The organism is Enterobacter cloacae complex sp. P14RS (assembly GCF_014895895.1).
Lineage (GTDB): Bacteria > Pseudomonadota > Gammaproteobacteria > Enterobacterales > Enterobacteriaceae > Enterobacter > Enterobacter bugandensis.
Genome location: NZ_JADBQM010000011.1, coordinates 331,342 through 345,401, shown reverse-complemented (window position 1 = coordinate 345,401; position 14,060 = coordinate 331,342). Strand labels below are relative to the sequence as shown.

Below are 14,060 nucleotides of genomic sequence, written 5' to 3'. Positions count from 1 at the left end.
TTCATTTATTGTCCGAAGACATTAAGAATCCATGTCACTTTGAGTGCCCACACAGATTGTCTGATAAATTGTTAAAGAGCAGTGCAACGCGGCTTTCGCTCACCGTTGCGAGGTGGCGTATATTACGCTTTCCTCTTTCAGAGTCAACCCGTTATTTCAGGATTTTTTCTCTTCAACCGACCGGGTTAACTGTGAAGTGATTCACATCCGCCGTGTCGATGGAGGCGCATTATAGGGAGCTGCCGAGGAATGACAAGCGGAAATATGCATTTTTATTTCGACCGCTCACCTTTTCGCCAAAAAGGCTATTTCTGATGCTTTTTTATCTCTTTTGGCAGCTCTGCCAGACTATTAATCACCCAATCCGCTGCACTTTCTGCTTCTGGTGTTACGGGCTTACCGGTACGCACTAATATTTTGGTACCCACTCCCGCCGCTGAGGCCGCCTGCATATCTTCCAGCTTATCGCCCACCATATAAGAAGCAGCCATATCAATGTGCAAGAACTCCTGCGCTGAGTTAAACATGCCCGGATGCGGTTTACGACAGTCGCAGGTCTGACGATACTCTTCTACCGTTCCCTGCGGATGGTGCGGGCAGTAGTAAATGCCATCAAGATCGACCCCGCGATCGGCCAGCGACCAGTCCATCCATTCCGTCAGCGTCTCAAACTGCGCTTCGGTGAACTTACCACGCGCGATGCCGGACTGGTTCGTTACGACCACCAGCGCATAGCCCATCTCTTTTAGCTGGCGCATTGCCTCTATAACGCCGTCGATAAATTCGAATTCATCGATCTCATGCACATAACCGTGATCCACATTAATAGTGCCATCACGGTCGAGAAAAATTGCGGGTACTGATTTTGCCACCGGTTTGCTCCTGAAAAAGGCCTGTTGAGCTAGTATCTCATGAATCGCAGCGCAATAAAGTGCTCATCGTACAGAGTTGGATTGATTTAGACGTCTGGATGCCTTAACATCCGTTTTGTTTACGGTCATCACCCGTATCTGGCAGAAGAAAATGCCACGGCTAACTTACATACGATAAAAATAATCTAATGATTAAACTTTCCAATATCACCAAAGTGTTCCAGCAGGGGAACCGAACCATTCAGGCGCTGAACAACGTCAGCCTGCATGTTCCTGCTGGTCAAATTTATGGCGTCATTGGCGCATCGGGTGCGGGTAAAAGCACGCTGATCCGTTGTGTTAACCTGCTTGAGCGCCCAACCCAGGGCAGCGTAGAAGTTGGCGGTCAGGAACTTACCGCCCTTTCAGAAAAAGAACTCACCAAAGCGCGCCGTCAAATTGGCATGATCTTCCAGCACTTTAACCTGCTGGCTTCCCGCACGGTGTTCGGCAACGTCGCCTTACCGCTGGAGCTGGATAACACGCCGAAAGAAGAAGTGAAGCGTCGCGTTACCGAACTGCTCGACCTCGTGGGTCTGGGTGATAAGCATGATAGCTACCCGGCAAATCTGTCCGGTGGGCAGAAGCAGCGTGTTGCTATTGCCCGCGCGCTGGCCAGCAACCCAAAAGTACTGCTGTGCGACGAAGCTACCAGCGCACTGGATCCGGCCACCACGCGTTCTATTCTGGAACTGCTGAAGGACATTAACCGTCGCCTGGGCCTGACGATCCTCCTTATTACGCACGAGATGGACGTGGTGAAACGCATCTGCGACTGCGTGGCGGTCATTAGCAACGGTGAACTGATCGAGCAGGACACGGTAAGCGAAGTGTTTTCCCATCCGAAAACCCCGCTGGCGCAGCAGTTTATTCAGTCCACGCTGCATCTGGATATTCCAGAAGATTATCTGGAGCGTTTGAAAACCGAGGCAACGGCGGACAGCGTCCCGATGTTGCGTATGGAATTCACCGGTCAGTCCGTTGATGCCCCTCTGCTTTCCGAAACCGCGCGTCGCTTTAACGTGAACAACAACATTATTAGCGCGCAGATGGATTACGCCGGTGGCGTGAAGTTCGGCATCATGCTGACGGAAATGCACGGCACTCAAGAAGAAACCCAGGCCGCAATCGCCTGGCTGCAAGAACATCATGTAAAAGTAGAGGTACTGGGTTATGTCTGAGCCGATGATGTGGCTACTGGTTCGCGGCGTTTGGGAAACGCTGGCAATGACCTTTGTATCGGGTTTCTTTGGTTTTGTGATTGGCCTGCCGGTAGGCGTACTGCTGTACGTGACGCGTCCGGGTCAAATCATTGAGAACGCGAAGCTCTACCGCACGCTCTCCGCGCTGGTGAATATCTTCCGTTCCATCCCGTTTATTATTCTGCTGGTGTGGATGATTCCGTTTACCCGCGTGATCGTCGGCACATCGATTGGTCTGCAGGCGGCTATCGTTCCGCTGACCGTAGGCGCTGCGCCGTTTATCGCCCGTATGGTGGAGAACGCCCTGCTGGAGATCCCAACCGGTTTGATTGAAGCTTCTCGTGCAATGGGGGCAACACCTATGCAGATCGTCCGCAAGGTTCTGCTGCCTGAAGCACTGCCGGGCCTGGTGAACGCGGCAACGATTACGCTTATTACTCTGGTAGGGTATTCCGCGATGGGCGGTGCAGTTGGCGCTGGCGGTTTAGGACAGATTGGTTATCAGTACGGCTATATTGGATATAACGCTACCGTGATGAATACCGTTCTGGTATTGCTGGTTGTTCTGGTTTACTTAATCCAGTTCTCTGGCGATCGCATCGTCCGGACTGTTACTCACAAATAACGTTACACACAACACAAACTCGATGAGTTAAGGATAAAACATGGCGTTTAAATTAAAGACCTTTGCAGCAGTAGGCGCGCTGATTGGATCTCTGGCACTGGTGGGTTGCGGTCAGGACGAAAAAGATCCAAACCATATTAAAGTGGGCGTTATCGTAGGTGCAGAACAGCAGGTTGCTGAAGTTGCTCAGAAAGTGGCGAAAGAAAAATACGGTCTGGACGTTGAGCTCGTAACCTTCAACGATTACGTTCTGCCGAACGAAGCGCTGAGCAAAGGCGATATCGACGCCAACGCCTTCCAGCATAAGCCATACCTGGATCAGCAGATCAAAGATCGCGGCTATAAGCTGGTTGGCGTGGGTAACACCTTCGTCTACCCGATTGCAGGCTACTCCAAGAAAATTAAATCGCTGGACGAACTGCAGCCGGGTTCTCAGGTAGCCGTGCCTAACGATCCAACCAACCTTGGACGCTCCCTGCTGCTGCTGCAGAAAGTGGGCCTGATCAAACTGAAAGACGGCGTTGGCCTGCTGCCAACCGTTCTGGATGTCACCGAGAACCCGAAAAATCTGAAAATTGTTGAACTGGAAGCACCGCAGCTGCCGCGTTCTCTGGACGATGCGCAGATTGCCCTGGCCGTCATCAACACCACTTACGCCAGCCAGATTGGCCTGACGCCAGCGAAAGACGGTATCTTCGTTGAAGATAAAGACTCTCCGTACGTTAACCTGATCGTGACTCGCGAAGATAACAAAGACGCGGAAAACGTGAAGAAGTTCGTCCAGGCCTATCAGTCAGACGAAGTTTACCAGGAAGCCAACAAAGTGTTTAACGGCGGCGCTGTTAAAGGCTGGTAATCTCACCTCAGTGTAATATCATCAGGACGGGCTTATGCCCGTCTTGTCATTTGTGCAGTCACCTGATTCAATATCTGACGTTTTGATTATCCATTGAGGAATTATTATGCGTGCTTTACCGATCTGTCTTTTAGCACTCATGCTGAGCGGCTGTTCTATGCTAAGCAGATCTCCTGTTGAACCCGTTCAAAGCACGGCAACCCCGCCAAAAACAGAGCCTGCAAAACCGAAAGTGGTTCGCCCTGCGCCGGTTCGCATTATCACCAAGGCTGACGAACTGGTCGGCAAACCGTTCCGTGAACTGGGTGAAGTGAGCGGTGAATCCTGTCAGGCAACCAATCAGGACTCTCCACCGAATATCCCGACTGCGCGTAAACGCATGCAGATTAACGCCGCAAAAATGAAAGCTAACGCGGTGCTGCTGCACAGCTGCGAAGTCACCAGCGGCACGCCGGGCTGCTACCGTCAGGCGGTTTGCATCGGTTCTGCGCTGAACATTACGGCGAAATGAGTGCATTTCAGTTTGAGCAAATAGGCGTTATCCACTCTCCGTATAAAGAGAAGTTCGCCGTGCCCCGCCAGCCCGGTCTGGTCACCAGCGGCAGCGGCGAGCTTCATCTTCAGGCACCTTATAACCAGGCCGATGCGGTACGCGGGCTCGGGTCTTTCAGTCACTTATGGGTGGTATTTGTTTTTCACCAGACAATGGAAGGCGGCTGGCGTCCCACCGTGCGTCCCCCGCGCCTGGGCGGAAATGCGAGAATGGGCGTGTTTGCGACTCGTTCGACCTTCCGCCCCAATCCGATCGGGATGTCGCTGGTTGAACTGAAAGGCATACGTTGCCAGAAGGATCAGGTCATCCTTGAGCTGGGCAGCCTGGACCTGGTTGACGGCACGCCGGTTATCGACATTAAACCCTATTTGCCTTTCGCCGAATCCCTCCCGAATGCGCGTGCAAGCTACGCTCAGGACGCACCGCAGGCGGATATGCCAGTCTCGTTTACGCCTGAGATAGCCTTACAGCTGAGTCAGCTGGAGAAACGCTATCCTCGCTTACGGCATTTCATCACTGAAGTTCTGGCACAGGACCCCCGTCCGGCCTACCGCAAAGAAGAGGAAGCAGGAAAGACGTACGCCGTCTGGCTGCTGGATTTTAACGTGCGCTGGCGCGTCACTGGGGCAGGTTTCGAAGTGTTTGCCCTTGAACCCAGGTAATTTTGTTCTCCTCTCTTTTGGCATCTTTGCCACACTGGTAAACTAAACCACTTTTTTTGTGTCAGGCTGGCGTTTCAGCCTGTTCCAATCGTCGAAATGGAACCGTAACAACATGCGTACTAGCCAATATCTGCTCTCCACTCTGAAGGAGACACCTGCCGACGCCGAAGTAATCAGCCATCAGCTGATGCTGCGCGCCGGGATGATCCGCAAGCTGGCCTCCGGGTTATACACCTGGCTGCCGACCGGCGTGCGCGTTCTGAAAAAAGTCGAAAACATCGTGCGTGAAGAGATGAACAACGCCGGTGCTATCGAGGTGTCCATGCCCGTGGTTCAGCCCGCTGACCTGTGGCAGGAGAGCGGTCGTTGGGAGCAATATGGCCCAGAACTGCTGCGCTTCGTCGATCGCGGCGAGCGTCCATTCGTTCTCGGTCCAACGCATGAAGAAGTCATTACCGATCTGATTCGTAACGAGCTGAGCTCTTACAAACAGCTGCCGCTGAACTTCTTCCAGATCCAGACCAAGTTCCGTGACGAAGTGCGCCCACGTTTCGGCGTGATGCGCTCTCGCGAATTCCTGATGAAAGATGCCTACTCTTTCCATACGTCACAAGAATCGCTGCAAGAGACCTACGACAAAATGTACGAGGCTTACAGCAAAATCTTCTCCCGCATGGGTCTGGATTTCCGCGCTGTGCAGGCTGATACCGGCTCCATCGGCGGTAGCGCGTCCCATGAGTTCCAGGTTCTGGCGCAGAGCGGTGAAGACGATGTGATCTTCTCTGACTCTTCAGACTACGCGGCGAACATCGAATTTGCAGAAGCGCTGGCACCAAAAGAACCTCGCGGCGCGGCAACGCAAGAGATGACGCTGGTTGATACGCCAAATGCGAAAACCATCGCCGAGCTGGTTGAGCAGTTCAGTCTGCCAGTCGAAAAAACCGTGAAAACGCTGCTGGTGAAATCCACCGAAGGCAGCGCTTACCCGCTGGTTGCCCTGCTGGTGCGTGGCGATCATGAACTGAACGAAGTGAAAGCGGAAAAGCTGCCGCAGGTCGCCAGCCCGTTGACGTTCGCCACGGAAGCGGAAATCCGCGCCGTCGTGAATGCCGGCCCAGGCTCTCTCGGTCCGGTGAATATGCCGGTTCCTGTCGTTATTGACCGCACGGTTGCTGCAATGAGCGACTTCTCCGCGGGTGCTAACATCGACGGTAAACATTACTTCGGCATCAACTGGGATCGCGACGTAGCGACCCCAGAAGTGGCAGACATCCGTAACGTGGTTGCAGGCGACCCAAGCCCGGACGGCCAGGGTACGCTGATGATCAAGCGCGGTATCGAAGTGGGCCACATCTTCCAACTGGGTGATAAATACTCTCGTGCGCTGAACGCCGCCGTTCAGGGTGAAGATGGCCGTAACCAGATCCTGACCATGGGCTGCTACGGTATCGGGGTAACGCGCGTGGTGGCTGCGGCCATCGAGCAGAACTACGACGAGCGCGGCATCGTCTGGCCGGACAATATCGCGCCGTTCCAGGTGGCCATTCTGCCAATGAACATGCACAAGTCTTACCGCGTGCAGGAGCTGGCCGAGAAGCTGTACGCCGAGCTGCGCGCTCAGGGTATCGAAGTGCTGATGGATGACCGTAAAGAGCGTCCGGGCGTGATGTTTGCCGATATGGAACTGATCGGTATCCCGCACACCGTCGTCATCGGCGACCGTAACCTCGACAGCGATGAGATTGAATACAAATACCGTCGCAACGGCGAAAAACAGATGATCAAGACCGGCGATATTCTTGATTACCTGGTGAAAGCCATCAAAGGCTAAACAAAAAACCCCGCTCTGGCGGGGTTTTTTAATGGCTCAACGTCAATTTATTTACTGTTACAGTCTTTACCCGCGACAAACTTCGCGTCTTTATCTGCCACCAGCGTTTTCACCATCTCCCCGCTATCCGGGTTTGGCTCCAGCGTAAAGTGACCATCAACCGTCAGCAATACCGGCTTGCTGTCATTGCCGCGCGCCACGGCGTAATCACGTTCAAGCTGCGCATTGTTTGCCACGCTGACTTTCTTACCGGTAGCGCAGTCAGTAAAGATCGCCGCATCCGCCATATAGAAATACATCCCCCGCATCGCCATTGGCGTGGCTGGCAACGCCGCTTTCACCGGCGTCAGCGTGTAGTTGAGCTGGGATTCAATCGGATTGCCTTCCCGGTCGAGCATTTCCATGTTCTCACCTTTAGGGCGGAACCAGGTTTTGTCACCGGAGGTATCCGTCAGGACCAGCTTCTCCGCCGTACGCGCCCATGTCCCGTAGGTGGCAAATGAAGAGGGTTCTTTCGCCCCCTGGTAGCGCTGGTTCATCACCCAGGTACCGTCTTTTTGCAGGAACAGTGACGTTTCAATGCCTTCGCAGTCCGCGCAAGGCAATACGCCGCGCCAGCTCTGCTGCATTGGCTTTAACTCTTCATTCTGCGCTGGCTGCAAAACCTGCGTTTCAGAACGGTTGTTACACCCGAAAAGCGCAAACAGTGTACTCACTGCCAGCGCTGAAAATAATGCTTTTTTCACAATGAATTCCTTATGAAAATTGTGTTCCCTTTCGTCACTCCATCGGGCGACGAACTTTACCGCGTAATGCTTTCACTGTGGATTTTTGGGCTTTCGAGGACAGCCGACGCTCTTTCGATGCGCGGGTTGGCCGCGTTGCCCGGCGGCTTTTTTGTACTGCCGTTAACTCTTTGATGACCGCCACCAGCCTGGCTAGCGCCGCTTCCCGGTTTAATTCCTGGCTGCGATACTCCTGGGCTTTGATCACAATCACGCCATCGCTGGTGATCAGGTGATGGCTGGCGGCAAGCAGACTTTCTTTATAATACTCTGGCAGGCTTGATGCCCGAATGTCAAAACGCAAATGGATAGCCGTCGACGCCTTGTTGACGTGCTGCCCGCCCGCGCCCTGAGCACGGATGGCGGCGATCTCCAGCTCGCTATCAGGGATGCTGACGCTTCGGGACAAGACGATCATGACGCAGGCTGCCAGGCTGTCAGATGAATTTCCAGATTATTCTGAGAATCAGAAAGCCAGATGGCTCCGTCCTGGATCGTTGCCTGCAGGGCCATCGTCCGGCTGGCGAACTCGCTCAGCTGCGCCAGCTGTTCATCATCCAGATACCAGACGGCGAGATTTTTAAACTGCGCGCATTTATTCTTATTTTGCTGCCACCAAATCTCCGCCGCGCGCTGGTTATAGGCGAATAACGCCACTTCCGCAGACTGAGTACACGCCTTTTTAATCCTGCGCTCGTCCGGCAGACCGAGTTCAATCCATAAATCGATCCCCAGATGGTCGTTGCGCAGCCAGGCTTCAGGCTCGTCTTCCGCGCTCAACCCACGGGTAAACTGCAGACGTTCATCAGCATACTTAATCCACGCCAGCAGGCGCAGCATCATACGCTCCTGTGTTTCGGAGGGGTGGCGTGCCAGCGTAAGCGACGCGTCCAGAAACTGGTTACGATCAAGATCGGCCACGTTGACCACTGCTTTATAAATTGTCGCTTTCAGCGCCATGAGAGAACTCCATTCGAATCAGCCGCACATTGTAGCGAAAACGGAGGCAAAAGGCTGTTACCGAGTAATAAATACACTGCTATCAAGGCGCTGATATTGCTTAAATGAGTATGGTATAGTCACCTTGCTAAACCGAGTTTATCTTCGTAGGCTTAATGATATCTCACAGTAAGTCAGTGCGCTGGCGGGAGGGGATGTGAATAATTATTGTGAGTTAATTCGCAAACGGTATGCGGAAATCGCCAGCGGAGATCTGGGGTATGTCCCGGACGCGTTGGGCTGTGTTTTGAAAGTGCTTAATGAAGTGGCCTCTGATGAGAGCCTTTCAGAGTCGGTCAGGGAAAAAGCAGCGTATGCTGCGGCGAATTTACTGGTGAGCGATTATGTCGATGAATGATACTTATCAACCCATCAATTGTGATGACTATGACAACCTCGAACTCGCCTGCCAGCATCATTTAATACTGACGCTGGAGCTAAAAGATGGCGAAGTGTTGAAGGCGAAGGCCAGCGATCTGCTTTCACGCAAGAATGTGGAATACCTGGTCGTGGAAGATGCCGGTGCGACGCGCGAGCTGCGTCTGGACAAAATAGCCAGCTTCAGCCACCCGCAAATCGGCACCGTCGTGGTGAGCGAATCCTGATGACACTAACGGGCAGCCGGGCTGCCCGTTACGCTTTCCGCCACTCGAAGCTGGCACCCTCTTCTGTCCACCCCTCTTCCGTGATGAACACCCCTGCAGCAGCAATCAACGTTTCACCGTAGAACAGCAGCGGCGTGGTGTCGCGCAGCCACGGCGGCACGTTGTACTCCTGCCATATCTTTTTCAGCTTCCGTCCCCCGTTGCGTCCGACGATATGCAGCAAGCCGCCAGCCTTAAAGCGCACGCTGACGGGTTCACCGGGCTTTGGCAGACGCACATGCCCAGTCGGCATCAGAGAGACACTCCCCGTGTCCTGAGGCAATATCAGCGGTGCCTCTGGTGAGGTCCAGTGAAGCACCACATCGGTCAGCGAGGGGGAGTATTTTACCCACCAGAGTTTGCCTTTATAGCGTCTGACCTCATATCCACTCAGGTGTACGCAGGGGGAAGCATCTTCCCGCGCCTGCGCGACTTCGTCCCAGATACGGCTCAGCATTGCCCGCGACGGCATCGCAGCATGATGAGTGGCGAGCCAGCGACGTAACAGCGCGGCCCGACGCGCCGGGCTTATCGCCTCCAGAGGCGCAATTGCCAGCGCTCCGTCTTCTGAAATGAGGTCAGACAGCTCCTCGCTGAGTAACTCATCCAGCAGGCTTTCCTGTTCGGCACACAGCATGGCGCTTCTTGCCGTCGCGTCGGCGAAATGCGGCCAGCGCTCGCTTAAAAGCGGGAGGACGCGCAGACGCAGGAAGTTACGATCGTAGCTGTCGTCCCGGTTGCTCTCATCTTCGATCCAGCTCAGCTGATGTTCCCGCGCCCAGGCTTCCAGCGACGCGCGGGTCTCGCCAATCAACGGCCGTAATAATTGCGTTCCGGCAAAATCAGAACGCGCCGGCATGGCGGAAAGCCCCGCTGGTCCGCTGCCCCGCTTAAGCGCCAGCAAAAAGGTTTCGCACTGATCGTCCAGATGCTGCGCCGTGACCAGCGCTTCGCCGGGCAGCAATACGCCGGCAAAAGCGGTATAGCGGGCTTTACGCGCCTGCGCCTCAATACCCAATCCTTCATCAGCAAGCGTGACGCGCTCAACGATGAGCGGGATAGCCCACGCCTCACACAAGGCTTCACAGTGCGCTACCCAATCCTCTGCATGACGGCTTAGGCCGTGGTGGATATGTATAGCCCGAAGCTGGACGCCAGGGTCCCGGTCGCGCCAGAGCTTAAGGCGATGTAGCAACACGGTGGAATCCAGGCCACCGCTAAACCCCACCAGCAGCTGGCGGTACGGTGAAACGGCTTGTGCGATAGCAGGTAAGGTCATAGGAAATTACACATAAAAAATGCCCGAACTGAGCGGGCATTATCACACAGGACAAACATTACTGCTGGTAAAGCTCCAGCGGCAGGCCGTCCGGATCGTTAAAAAAGGTAAACCGCTTGTTGGTAAACGGATCGACGCGAATCGCCTCGCACGTCACGCCGTGCGCTTCCAGGTGTTTTACTGCGCTATCAAGGTCATCAACGCTGAAAGCCAGATGACGCAGGCCGCAGGCTTCCGGGCGGGACGGACGTGAAGGCGGGAAAGGAAAAGAGAACAGCTCAATCACATACTGCCCGTTTAGCGCGAGATCGCCCTTCCAGGAGTCACGCTCCTCGCGGTAGGCCTCGCTCATGAGCGTAAAGCCAAGAATGTCGCAGTAGAAGGCCTTACTTTTCGCATAATCGGTGGCGATGATCGCAATATGGTGAACCGCTTTTAAACCCAGCATAGCTTCTCCTTTTTATGATGCCTGAACGTTACAACCGAAAACCCACACCTGGCAAGCGGTCACCTTTATTTTAGGACTCGCACCCAGTACACGCCGTTTTCATCGCGTTTCGTGCCGTGGATATCCGTTTCAAAGCCTGGATAGTGACGTCCTACCGAACAGAGCATCAGCAGAAAATCGAGCACCGCCCGGCTCTCCTCGGTGATCATCTCACCCGGCATCAGCAGCGGCACGCCCGGCGGATACGGCAGGATCATGTTGGCCGATACCCGCCCGACCAGATTTTCCAGCTCAACGGTTTCGACTTCGCCTTTCACCTGCCGCTGCCAGGCCTTGTGCGGCGTCAGCTTCATATCAGGCAGGACATCAAACGCCTGGAGCATCAGGCGCGGCAGATCGTGCTGGCGGATCAGCCGGTGGATCCCCTGGGCCAGATCCTGAATGCGCATGTTGCGGTAAAAGTCAGGATCTTCCGCGTAGAGATCCGGCAGCATGTTCTTCACCCGCAGGTTGAGATCATAGGCGCGCTTGAACTCCATCAGCCCGCGGAGCAAACCCATCGCCCGTGTTTTATCGATCCCGATGCTGAACAGGAACAGCAGATTGTAAGGACCGGTCTTCTCCACCACCACGCCGCGCTCGTCAAGGAACTTCGCTACCAGTGCAGCAGGGATCCCCTCCTCGCCCATCACGCCCTGTTCGTCCATCCCCGGCGTCAGGATCGTCACCTTCACAGGATCGAGAAACATGTGGTCCGCATCGGCATCCCGGAAGCCGTGCCAGCTCTCTCCCGGCGCGACGGGCCAGCACTCCGCCTCGTCGATCTCTTCCGGCTGCCAGATATCGAAGAACCAGCCGTCGGCCTCATCCTTCAGCCGCTGGACCTCTTTACGGAAATGCAGCGCCCGTTCCACCGAGCGGTTAATCAGGCGTTTACCCGGATTGCCGCGCAGCATCGCCGCCGCCGTCTCGATAGAGGCCACTAGCGGATAGCTCGGTGAGGTGGTGGTGTGCATCATAAAGGCTTCATTAAACGTATCCTCGTCGTACTCGCCTTTAATATGGATTAACGAAGCCTGCGAAAACGCGGCCAGCATTTTGTGCGTCGACTGCGTTTCGAAAAAGACCTTGCCCGGCACGCGCTCGCCGCTCATCCCGCTTTTGCCCGAGTAAATCGGGTGGAAGTTGGTATAGGGCACCCACGCGGAATCGAAGTGGATCGACGGTACGTCCAGCGTCTGCTTGATCCAGTTCGTGTTATACAGCAGACCGTCATAAGTGGAGTTGGTGATTACCGCGTGGACAGGCCAGCTTGCGTCGGGGATTGCCGCAACCTTACTTTCGATGGCCTGGTGCGTGAACTCCCGGCGCGGAATGCCGCCGAGGATACCGAGCGCGTTACGCGTGGGTGACAGCCAGATCGGGACGACGTCGCTCATCATCAGCAGGTGCGCCAGCGATTTATGGCAGTTACGGTCAATCAGCAACGTGCTTCCGGTTGGCGCGGCGTACATCCCGACGATTTTGTTCGAGGTCGAGGTGCCGTTGGTCACCATATAGCTCTGCTCGGCGCCAAAGGTGCGGGCGATATACTCTTCGGCTTCCAGATGCGGGCCGGTGTGATCCAGCAGAGAACCCAGTTCTGTCACTGAAATCGACACGTCTGCTTTCAGGGTGTTGCCGCCGAAGAAATCATAGAACAGGCACCCCACCGGGCTTTTTTGATAGGCCGTTCCGGCCATGTGTCCCGGCGTACAGAAGGTGTATTTCCCCTCTTTCACATAGGTGAACAGCGCGCGCGTAAACGGCGGCGTGATGTTATCCAGGTATTCACCGGTGTACTGCTGAATGCGGGTCGCAATGTCCTCGGCCACGCCGAGCGAGTATTCGAAGAACCACAGCGCCATGCGCATATCGTGCGCGCTGACGTCCATGGTCGAGTGAGTGTTGATAAAGGCGTAGAGCGGAAGGTATTCATTCAGCCTGTTGATCTCGCTGCACAGCTCCATGTCGTATTCGTCCCAGTCGAATATCACGCCACAGATGCGCGGATTATGTTCGATGAATTTCAGCAGATCGGCGCTGTTTTGCGGCCAGATTAGCTGATATCCGCGCGCTTTAAGAGCTTGCTCCAGCTCTTTGATGGGCTCGTCTTTATAAAAGACGCCGTGTGGCCCCATGATGGCAATGATGTTCATGGTTTACCTCCTTGAAAAACATCAGATAAGCATAGTTAAGGTAAACGGCAGGTATAAAAAAAGCCGCAACAATGTGCGGCTTTTCAGATAATTGTGAAGCTTACGCGTAACCGTAGGTCATCAGACGCTGGTAACGACGGTTGAGCAGGTCTTCTTTGCTCAGGACGTCCAGATCGGCCAGGTCGGCCAGCAGCTGTGCTTTCAGGGAAGCAGCCATCACTTCCGGCTTACGATGCGCGCCGCCCAGAGGCTCCGGGATAACGGTGTCGATCAGCTTCAGCTCTTTCAGACGCGGCGCAATGATGCCCATCGCTTCAGCGGCCAGCGGCGCTTTGTCGGCGCTTTTCCACAGAATGGACGCACAGCCTTCCGGGGAGATAACGGAATAGGTGCTGTACTGCAGCATATTCACTTTATCGCCCACGCCAATCGCCAGCGCACCGCCGGAACCACCCTCACCGATAACGGTGCAGATGACCGGAACCTTCAGGCGAGACATCTCGCGCAGGTTGCGTGCGATAGCTTCAGACTGGCCGCGCTCTTCCGCGCCTACGCCTGGGTATGCACCCGGCGTGTCGATGAAGGTGATGATTGGCATATTGAAACGCTCAGCCATCTCCATCAGACGCAGGGCCTTACGGTAGCCTTCTGGTGCTGGCATACCGAAGTTACGACGGATCTTCTCTTTGGTTTCACGGCCTTTCTGGTGACCAATGATCATCACCGGACGTCCATCCAGACGCGCGATACCGCCAACGATAGCTTTATCGTCAGCGTATGCGCGGTCGCCTGCCAGTTCGTCAAATTCGTCAAACGCCAGGCGGACATAATCCAGGGTGTACGGACGCTGTGGATGACGCGCCAGCTGCGCGATCTGCCATGCGCCGAGATCGGCAAAGATTTTGCGCGTCAGCTCTACGCTTTTTTCGCGCAGACGATGCACTTCTTCGTCGATGTTAATATCCAGTTTTTCATCCTGACGGCTTACCGCTGTCAGAGAATCGATTTTCGCTTCCAGCTCAGCAATCGGCTGTTCGAAATCAAGGAAATTCAGACTCATAGTATTC

16 protein-coding genes are annotated in these 14,060 nt (G+C 54.8%); 8 read left to right on the top strand and 8 right to left on the bottom strand.

Annotation, left to right across the window (positions count from 1 at the left end):
• Positions 1 to 305 precede the first annotated feature (305 nt).
• Positions 306 to 872 carry a D-glycero-beta-D-manno-heptose 1,7-bisphosphate 7-phosphatase gene (gene gmhB, locus IM295_RS10865; RefSeq protein ID WP_193066670.1) on the bottom strand — a complete coding sequence of 189 codons (567 nt, stop codon included), beginning with the start codon at positions 870 to 872 and terminating at the stop codon, positions 306 to 308.
• A 188-nt stretch (positions 873 to 1,060) separates the two neighbouring features.
• Between gmhB and metN the strand changes: the two genes are divergently transcribed.
• The 6 genes from metN to proS all read left to right on the top strand — a co-directional run bounded on the left by metN (position 1,061) and on the right by proS (position 6,640).
• On the top strand, positions 1,061 to 2,092 hold the full coding sequence (gene metN / locus IM295_RS10860; protein ID WP_028015600.1) for a methionine ABC transporter ATP-binding protein MetN: 1,032 nt from the start codon (positions 1,061 to 1,063) through the stop codon (positions 2,090 to 2,092).
• Positions 2,085 to 2,738, top strand: coding sequence for a methionine ABC transporter permease MetI (locus IM295_RS10855; protein ID WP_014168730.1), 654 nt, complete (start codon positions 2,085 to 2,087; stop codon positions 2,736 to 2,738). The genes metN and IM295_RS10855 overlap by 8 nt, the downstream gene beginning before the upstream one ends.
• A 40-nt stretch (positions 2,739 to 2,778) precedes the next feature.
• Complete coding sequence (gene metQ, locus IM295_RS10850; protein WP_014168729.1) at positions 2,779 to 3,594, top strand: methionine ABC transporter substrate-binding lipoprotein MetQ; 816 nt, start codon at positions 2,779 to 2,781, stop codon at positions 3,592 to 3,594.
• Between the two features lie 106 nt (positions 3,595 to 3,700).
• The gene (rcsF, locus tag IM295_RS10845) at positions 3,701 to 4,105 is read left to right on the top strand and encodes an Rcs stress response system protein RcsF (protein ID WP_008501883.1); all 405 of its coding nucleotides are present in this window, start codon (positions 3,701 to 3,703) and stop codon (positions 4,103 to 4,105) included.
• A complete protein-coding gene (gene tsaA, locus IM295_RS10840; RefSeq protein ID WP_193066669.1) occupies positions 4,102 to 4,809 on the top strand; it encodes a tRNA (N6-threonylcarbamoyladenosine(37)-N6)-methyltransferase TrmO in 708 nt (235 codons plus the stop codon). Before rcsF ends, tsaA begins: the two co-directional genes overlap by 4 nt.
• Positions 4,810 to 4,921: 112 nt before the next feature.
• Complete coding sequence (proS, locus tag IM295_RS10835) at positions 4,922 to 6,640, top strand: proline--tRNA ligase (protein WP_193066668.1); 1,719 nt, start codon at positions 4,922 to 4,924, stop codon at positions 6,638 to 6,640.
• A gap of 47 nt (positions 6,641 to 6,687) precedes the next feature.
• On the opposite strand, the gene nlpE is transcribed toward proS, so the two are convergent.
• Genes nlpE through IM295_RS10820 form a run of 3 tightly spaced genes read right to left on the bottom strand, consistent with a single transcriptional unit; the run spans position 6,688 to position 8,385 of the window.
• Complete coding sequence (gene nlpE / locus IM295_RS10830; RefSeq protein ID WP_048960338.1) at positions 6,688 to 7,386, bottom strand: envelope stress response activation lipoprotein NlpE; 699 nt, start codon at positions 7,384 to 7,386, stop codon at positions 6,688 to 6,690.
• Between the two features lie 34 nt (positions 7,387 to 7,420).
• On the bottom strand, positions 7,421 to 7,843 hold the full coding sequence (gene arfB, locus IM295_RS10825; RefSeq protein ID WP_028015595.1) for an alternative ribosome rescue aminoacyl-tRNA hydrolase ArfB: 423 nt from the start codon (positions 7,841 to 7,843) through the stop codon (positions 7,421 to 7,423).
• Positions 7,840 to 8,385: a YaeQ family protein gene (locus IM295_RS10820; protein ID WP_047367365.1), complete on the bottom strand. Its 546-nt coding sequence runs from the start codon at positions 8,383 to 8,385 to the stop codon at positions 7,840 to 7,842. The genes arfB and IM295_RS10820 overlap by 4 nt, the downstream gene beginning before the upstream one ends.
• A gap of 196 nt (positions 8,386 to 8,581) precedes the next feature.
• On the opposite strand from IM295_RS10820, the gene IM295_RS10815 reads away from it, so the two are divergent.
• Both IM295_RS10815 and rof read left to right on the top strand, forming a co-directional pair.
• Positions 8,582 to 8,782, top strand: a complete 201-nt coding sequence (locus IM295_RS10815) for a YaeP family protein (protein WP_008501889.1) — start codon at positions 8,582 to 8,584, stop codon at positions 8,780 to 8,782.
• Positions 8,769 to 9,029 (top strand): Rho-binding antiterminator, encoded by a 261-nt coding sequence (gene rof / locus IM295_RS10810; protein ID WP_028015593.1) that lies wholly within the window; start codon positions 8,769 to 8,771, stop codon positions 9,027 to 9,029. The genes IM295_RS10815 and rof overlap by 14 nt, the downstream gene beginning before the upstream one ends.
• Before the next feature lie 28 nt (positions 9,030 to 9,057).
• On the opposite strand, the gene tilS is transcribed toward rof, so the two are convergent.
• The 4 genes from tilS to accA form a co-directional block, all read right to left on the bottom strand.
• Complete coding sequence (gene tilS / locus IM295_RS10805) at positions 9,058 to 10,347, bottom strand: tRNA lysidine(34) synthetase TilS (RefSeq protein WP_059357907.1); 1,290 nt, start codon at positions 10,345 to 10,347, stop codon at positions 9,058 to 9,060.
• Positions 10,348 to 10,405: 58 nt separating this feature from the next.
• Positions 10,406 to 10,795: a VOC family protein gene (locus IM295_RS10800; RefSeq protein WP_049000570.1), complete on the bottom strand. Its 390-nt coding sequence runs from the start codon at positions 10,793 to 10,795 to the stop codon at positions 10,406 to 10,408.
• Positions 10,796 to 10,860: 65 nt separating this feature from the next.
• On the bottom strand, positions 10,861 to 12,993 hold the full coding sequence (locus IM295_RS10795; protein WP_193066667.1) for a lysine decarboxylase LdcC: 2,133 nt from the start codon (positions 12,991 to 12,993) through the stop codon (positions 10,861 to 10,863).
• 100 nt (positions 12,994 to 13,093) lie between these two features.
• Positions 13,094 to 14,053: an acetyl-CoA carboxylase carboxyl transferase subunit alpha gene (gene accA / locus IM295_RS10790; RefSeq protein ID WP_013095666.1), complete on the bottom strand. Its 960-nt coding sequence runs from the start codon at positions 14,051 to 14,053 to the stop codon at positions 13,094 to 13,096.
• Between the last annotated feature and the right edge of the window lie 7 nt (positions 14,054 to 14,060).

What these genes read in the sequence shown, in the direction of transcription:
- metQ (WP_014168729.1), top strand. Translation starts at nt 2,779, where the DNA reads ATGGCGTTTAAATTAAAGACCTTTGCAGCAGTAGGCGCGCTGATTGGA.
- rof (WP_028015593.1), top strand. Translation starts at nt 8,769, where the DNA reads ATGTCGATGAATGATACTTATCAACCCATCAATTGTGATGACTATGAC.
- tilS (WP_059357907.1), bottom strand. Translation starts at nt 10,347, where the DNA reads ATGACCTTACCTGCTATCGCACAAGCCGTTTCACCGTACCGCCAGCTG.
- arfB (WP_028015595.1), bottom strand. Translation starts at nt 7,843, where the DNA reads ATGATCGTCTTGTCCCGAAGCGTCAGCATCCCTGATAGCGAGCTGGAG.
- metN (WP_028015600.1), top strand. Translation starts at nt 1,061, where the DNA reads ATGATTAAACTTTCCAATATCACCAAAGTGTTCCAGCAGGGGAACCGA.
- tsaA (WP_193066669.1), top strand. Translation starts at nt 4,102, where the DNA reads ATGAGTGCATTTCAGTTTGAGCAAATAGGCGTTATCCACTCTCCGTAT.
- IM295_RS10855 (WP_014168730.1), top strand. Translation starts at nt 2,085, where the DNA reads ATGTCTGAGCCGATGATGTGGCTACTGGTTCGCGGCGTTTGGGAAACG.
- IM295_RS10795 (WP_193066667.1), bottom strand. Translation starts at nt 12,993, where the DNA reads ATGAACATCATTGCCATCATGGGGCCACACGGCGTCTTTTATAAAGAC.
- IM295_RS10820 (WP_047367365.1), bottom strand. Translation starts at nt 8,385, where the DNA reads ATGGCGCTGAAAGCGACAATTTATAAAGCAGTGGTCAACGTGGCCGAT.
- proS (WP_193066668.1), top strand. Translation starts at nt 4,922, where the DNA reads ATGCGTACTAGCCAATATCTGCTCTCCACTCTGAAGGAGACACCTGCC.
- accA (WP_013095666.1), bottom strand. Translation starts at nt 14,053, where the DNA reads ATGAGTCTGAATTTCCTTGATTTCGAACAGCCGATTGCTGAGCTGGAA.
- rcsF (WP_008501883.1), top strand. Translation starts at nt 3,701, where the DNA reads ATGCGTGCTTTACCGATCTGTCTTTTAGCACTCATGCTGAGCGGCTGT.
- IM295_RS10800 (WP_049000570.1), bottom strand. Translation starts at nt 10,795, where the DNA reads ATGCTGGGTTTAAAAGCGGTTCACCATATTGCGATCATCGCCACCGAT.